This window comes from Pseudomonas agronomica (assembly GCF_025917275.1).
Classification (GTDB): Bacteria; Pseudomonadota; Gammaproteobacteria; order Pseudomonadales; family Pseudomonadaceae; genus Aquipseudomonas; species Aquipseudomonas agronomica.
Genome location: NZ_JAOSHO010000401.1, coordinates 1 through 4,664, shown reverse-complemented (window position 1 = coordinate 4,664; position 4,664 = coordinate 1). Strand labels below are relative to the sequence as shown.

Sequence of the window (4,664 nt, the reverse complement as noted above, 5' to 3'; positions counted from 1 at the left end):
GGAGCAAGCTCCCTCGCCACAGGCGTGTGCACTCGTCAGTGCACGTCCCCGAATTCAACCAGCACGAACCTGCGCCCATTCTCGCCATACCCCACCTTCGGCACCCCCGCCAGGCGCTGGTGCAGCACCTGGGTCAGTGAGTTGCCAGGCGCCAGGCTGGCGTCACCAAAGTCGCCATCCAGTTCCAGCGGATGAACAATCACTTCCAGCGAGCCATGGCCCGGCGGTGCGGCGTGGTCAAGGTCCGCTGGTGTGCAGACGTAGTCGGCGGTCGCGCCGCACAGCCGGCGCAGGCGATGGTTGAACAACGTCTTGAAAATGCGCTTGGGCACGCTCAGGTTGGCCCCCAGGTTGCGCGCCAGGCGCACCGGTACGCCGTGTCGCGCGGCGAAGCGCGCCACCAATGCTCCGACCGGCCAGATGTTGTGCACGTGCTGATGCGAGTCCAGGTGACTGGGGCGCAGGCCACGGTCAAGGCAATGTTGCCACTGGGCCTGGAGCTCTTCTTCCACCGCCGCCAGATCTCGCGACCCAAGGCGCAGGCAGTATCGCGAGAGGTTGAGGTCGAACTCGCCCGCAGCATTGCAAAAATTTTTCCGTGACTTGATCGCCTGGCTCAGCGGCGGTCCGTAACTGAGGTTGAAATGCAGGCCGACGCGCCCCTCAAGCAATGGGTGACGGGACAGTTCGCACGCCTGGTCGAACCCCGGCATGTTGGCCATCGCCGTGGCGGAGCTGATCACGCCGGCCTCGAAGGCTCGCAGGATCAGGTCGTTTTCACTGAGGCTGAGTCCGAAGTCATCAGCGTTGACGATCACTTGGCGAGGCATGAGGGTTCTCCTGGGGCTTGCTGGAAGAGGGGGCTTTCGTCGCGGTTGGTTTGGTCTTTCGCTTGCCAAGCCAGGGTTTCAGGCTCTTCCAAAGCCGCAAGGCAAACCCCAGGAGCAAGCCATCGGGTTGCCAGGAGTAAAAACTCCAACGCCACTGTTCAAGTTGCCCGGTCATGCGTTCGTGCAATTGATGGTTGGAGTTCTCCAGGCTGACCCGCGACGCATCGATCCACCGCCAGTTTTCGTCCAGCCCCCAGCGAATCCACTCTTCGAGCAATACCCGGCCGCTGCCCAGGTCGGCGTGTTGCGGCAGGAACGCCAGGTTGTAGTCATACAGCCGGCCTTGGTCCAACAGGCCGAGGCGATAGCTGATGCACTCGCCGTTCAGCTCCAGCATCACCACTCGCACCAGGCCTTGGGCGGCGAGGGCGGTGAAGGCGAGGTTCATCCATTGCCGGCGAAGGGGGTTGGCGAAGATGCCGACGCCTTCCTCGCCTTTCCAACTGGCATCCTCGACATCGGCCAGGGCGCGCAACAGTTGCCCCATACTGATGGCGTCTGGCGTTATCCGACGGATCTCGGCACCACAAGCCGCGATTCGCTTGCGTGCTCGACGCAGCTTGTAGCGTGGATCGCCAGAAATCTCCTCATGGTCGCTTTCAGTGATCAGGTGCACCGGAACCCGGCAACTGAGGCGCCGCTCTCCGGTGGAACTCAGCGCCATCCAGGCGCTGAGGACGCTTTGCTCCCCGACGGGCTCGATCACTTCATTGATTTGCAGCAACGCGTGAGGCAAATGCTGACGGATCTGCATCAACGCCTGGCCCATGCCTTCGGCGTCCATGCGCGCCAGCAGGGCGATGCGGTCGGCCATTGGAAAACCCAAATGACGCAACACCCGGAACCGCAGCCCGCCGATACGTTCCAGTCCTGATATCAGGGGCAGGCAGAAGCACAAGGTCTGGTCCTGCCAGCCCAGCAGGATATGCAGTTGCTGCTCCGGCACCAGGGCGAATTCCGCCGCTTGCAGCCAGGCCAGGGTGTTGAACGGTGTTGCGTCGGCCACCTGCGTTCGCAGCTGTTCATAAGCTGTTGCAGGGAAATCCTCTGCGCCCAGGGAGCGACACCATTGGAACCGGATCGCCATGGACGTCAGGCCGCTGCTGTCGAGGTAACCGGTTGGGCCGGTTTACGAAAGCCGTCCAGCACAGAACCGGGGTAAAGCGTGTTGCGAAAGAACCTCCAATGACCGAACAGGCGATACACGTGGGTGATCTTGCCGCGCTCCTGGAAGCCCATGCGGATATGCATCTTGATCGCCTGGACGTTCTGCAAATCGCAGACATCGACCATCGTGTGACAACCCTGGTCCGCCATGACTTTCCACACCTCCAACTGCATGTCCGCCGAGATGCTGGTGCCCCAATATTGACGAATGGCCTCGCCACCGAACTGAAAGTACTCGCCAGGCTTGATCGGAAAATTGCAGCGGTAGAAATGACGGTCGAAATAGTCCCGGGTACTGGCCCAGGCGAACCCTACGCTGTCGCCCTGATCATCCAGGTACATCAAGCCTGTGTAGCCTTCGGCCGCCAACTCGCGCATGGTTTCGACGCGGTCGCCGAAGTGCCGGGCAAACGCATCGGCATTGGCGACTGTGATGGATTCCAGGCGCATCGGTGGGTAGGGCTTGAGGTTGTGCGGGGGGAGCGGGGTCCGTATATCGTGCTCCAGCCACACCAGTCGGGTGTGGGAAAAGATATAGCGTCTGGATAGCTGCCTTAGGACGGCGCGCAGACCTTTTTTGTGGATGCGATCACGCAATGTTTGCAAAGTGTTCATGGTGCCTCCTGACGGGTGGCGGGTTGGGGTGAAAGCGGCGCTGTCCAACCGAGGGCGAACACGGTTTCCCCTGGCAGGAGAAAGCCGACCTGGCCGGCCTTGCAATCAAACGGAACGTTGTGGCTGCGGTTGTCCGGGCCGAAATACAGCAGGCTCATGCCTGGCTGGGGGCAGGCCGTGCCGTCGAGGCTGACCTGATGGGCTCGCGTGCTTTTGTTCACGCCCAGCAGGTTGCGTTGCTTGCCGGTGGCCATGGCCAGTACGTCGACTTCAAACGCGTCGTTGTCCAGGCGCAGCACCTGGTCGAGCCAGTGCTGCTGGATGAACTGCTGGGCCAGGCCTACGGGCTTGAGTTCGAAGCGCTCATTGTCCAGCACCCGCACCATGCCCTTGGGGTATTCAGGTTCGTCGGCGAGCATGAACCAGTTGAGCATGTCGAGCCATCCATCCGCAGAGGCGTTGATCGCTACCGAGGTCCACCACAAGGCGGCGTAGTGGGTTTCCTGGTCGTAAGGGCTCAGGCTCGAGCCGCTGGACATGTTGGTCTGGTCCAATAGCAAAGCCTTGCGGGGCCGGCCCTGGCTGTCCAGTCCCACCAGGTTGGCGGCCTGACGGACGCTGTCGCGGTAGACCCGGGTCGCCAGCAGGTCGCGGATCATCCATTCATGCCAGGCCAGGGCGTCGATCTGATCGTCGGACGTCGCGAGCAGGCGCCGTGCCCAGTCGATCCCGCGCTTGTCAGCTGCATTGTCGGTAAAGGGGCCATTGGTGAACCGGGAGCTGGCGGGTATGGCAATGCGGACACCGGCGCGTGCGTTGGCGGGATCGGCGCGGACCTGGGCAGCCATGCTTTGGAACACTTGCTGGAAACTGGCGAAGTCCGGGTAGTTCAGGTTGGGCTCATCGGCAAAACTGAGGTAGTGGACGCCGTTGTCGCTCGATGCTCGGGTCGACATGAGCCAGGCTTGCAGGCCGCTGAGACTGGTCCGGTCGGCCTGCAGATCCGCCCGGCGCTGACTGGCGGCCAACAGGGTAATGTCTTGGCTGATGCCGAAGCGCCCCCGGTACAAGCGTCGGAAAGCATCTTCGTGATTGGCCTTGGCCGCCATGACATCAACGAAGCTGTAGAGGGTAGCCGCCTGGGGTTTGAGCGCATCGAGCACCGCGTAGCTGGAGGGCGGCAGTAATTCATAGGGCAGGTATATGCCCAGCTTGGGGGTCGTGCCGAGCGCCTCGTCGTGCAGCGTCAGATGGGTCTGCCCCGGATCCTGGCGCACCGGTTGCAAGTGCGCCGGGTCTTGGGCGAACAGGTTGGCGGTGCCGTCCAGCCAGAACGCGACCTTGCCGTTGCCTTGCAGATGCAGGCGCCAGATTTGGTCCGTGTCCGCCACCGGGAGGGCCACCTGATCGAATTGCCAATAGGCCCGCTGTGGCTTGAGATTCAGTTGCAGCTGCTTGCCGTCCGCAACCCGCCGAGCTTGCAACGCATGTACGCCGCCGTGGAACTTGCCTGCCAGCACCGCCTGTTCGCCGGCCGCCACTTTGAAATACAGCTCATCGCCATCGTGGGCTTCAGCGCTGAAATGCACCTTGGCCGGGGCGAACAGGGCACGGGTGCGCGCGTCGTGTTCGACGCTATAGCGCCGGAAACTGTAGCCGGGAATTTCCAACCGGTAACTGGCGGCACCCGGCAGCAGCGGCCATTGCTGCTCGCCACGGGTCTGATCCGCCTTGACCAGGCGCTCACCCGCCAATCGCCCATGGCCGTCGAGCAGATACAGATGTTCGGCATTGGCCTCGGCTTGCCAGGCGGGCACCCAGCGAACGGTGACGGTGTCCGGGCGGTCGGTTTGCAGATACAGGCTGCCGTCACGGATGCCGGTCCATTGCATGGACGCGCCTTGGGCCGAGGTTGCCAAAAACAGGAAACACAGACAGCCGCCCATTTTGAGCAAGCGCCGCACCGGCCCCATCGCGAGCAAGCTCGCTCCC

4 protein-coding genes are annotated in these 4,664 nt (G+C 62.6%); all 4 read right to left on the bottom strand.

The genetic code is table 11. The features are described 5' to 3' along the window. Positions 1-35: 35 nt before the first annotated feature. The 4 genes from OC610_RS21485 to OC610_RS21470 are packed head-to-tail and all read right to left on the bottom strand — an operon-like array spanning position 36 to position 4,645. A complete protein-coding gene (locus OC610_RS21485; protein WP_264430607.1) occupies positions 36-830 on the bottom strand; it encodes a ChbG/HpnK family deacetylase in 795 nt (264 codons plus the stop codon). Then, positions 802-1,977, bottom strand: coding sequence for a GNAT family N-acetyltransferase (locus tag OC610_RS21480; protein WP_264430606.1), 1,176 nt, complete (start codon positions 1,975-1,977; stop codon positions 802-804). Before OC610_RS21480 ends, OC610_RS21485 begins: the two co-directional genes overlap by 29 nt. A 5-nt stretch (positions 1,978-1,982) precedes the next feature. Beyond that, positions 1,983-2,672 carry a GNAT family N-acetyltransferase gene (locus OC610_RS21475; protein ID WP_264430604.1) on the bottom strand — a complete coding sequence of 230 codons (690 nt, stop codon included), beginning with the start codon at positions 2,670-2,672 and terminating at the stop codon, positions 1,983-1,985. Continuing rightward, positions 2,669-4,645: a hypothetical protein gene (locus tag OC610_RS21470; RefSeq protein WP_408636628.1), complete on the bottom strand. Its 1,977-nt coding sequence runs from the start codon at positions 4,643-4,645 to the stop codon at positions 2,669-2,671. Before OC610_RS21470 ends, OC610_RS21475 begins: the two co-directional genes overlap by 4 nt. Positions 4,646-4,664 lie beyond the last annotated feature (19 nt).

Bases quoted from the DNA above. Each gene is read 5' to 3' on its own strand.
- OC610_RS21480 (WP_264430606.1), bottom strand. From the start codon at position 1,977: ATGGCGATCCGGTTCCAATGGTGTCGCTCCCTGGGCGCAGAGGATTTC.
- OC610_RS21475 (WP_264430604.1), bottom strand. From the start codon at position 2,672: ATGAACACTTTGCAAACATTGCGTGATCGCATCCACAAAAAAGGTCTG.
- OC610_RS21470 (WP_408636628.1), bottom strand. From the start codon at position 4,645: ATGGGGCCGGTGCGGCGCTTGCTCAAAATGGGCGGCTGTCTGTGTTTC.
- OC610_RS21485 (WP_264430607.1), bottom strand. From the start codon at position 830: ATGCCTCGCCAAGTGATCGTCAACGCTGATGACTTCGGACTCAGCCTC.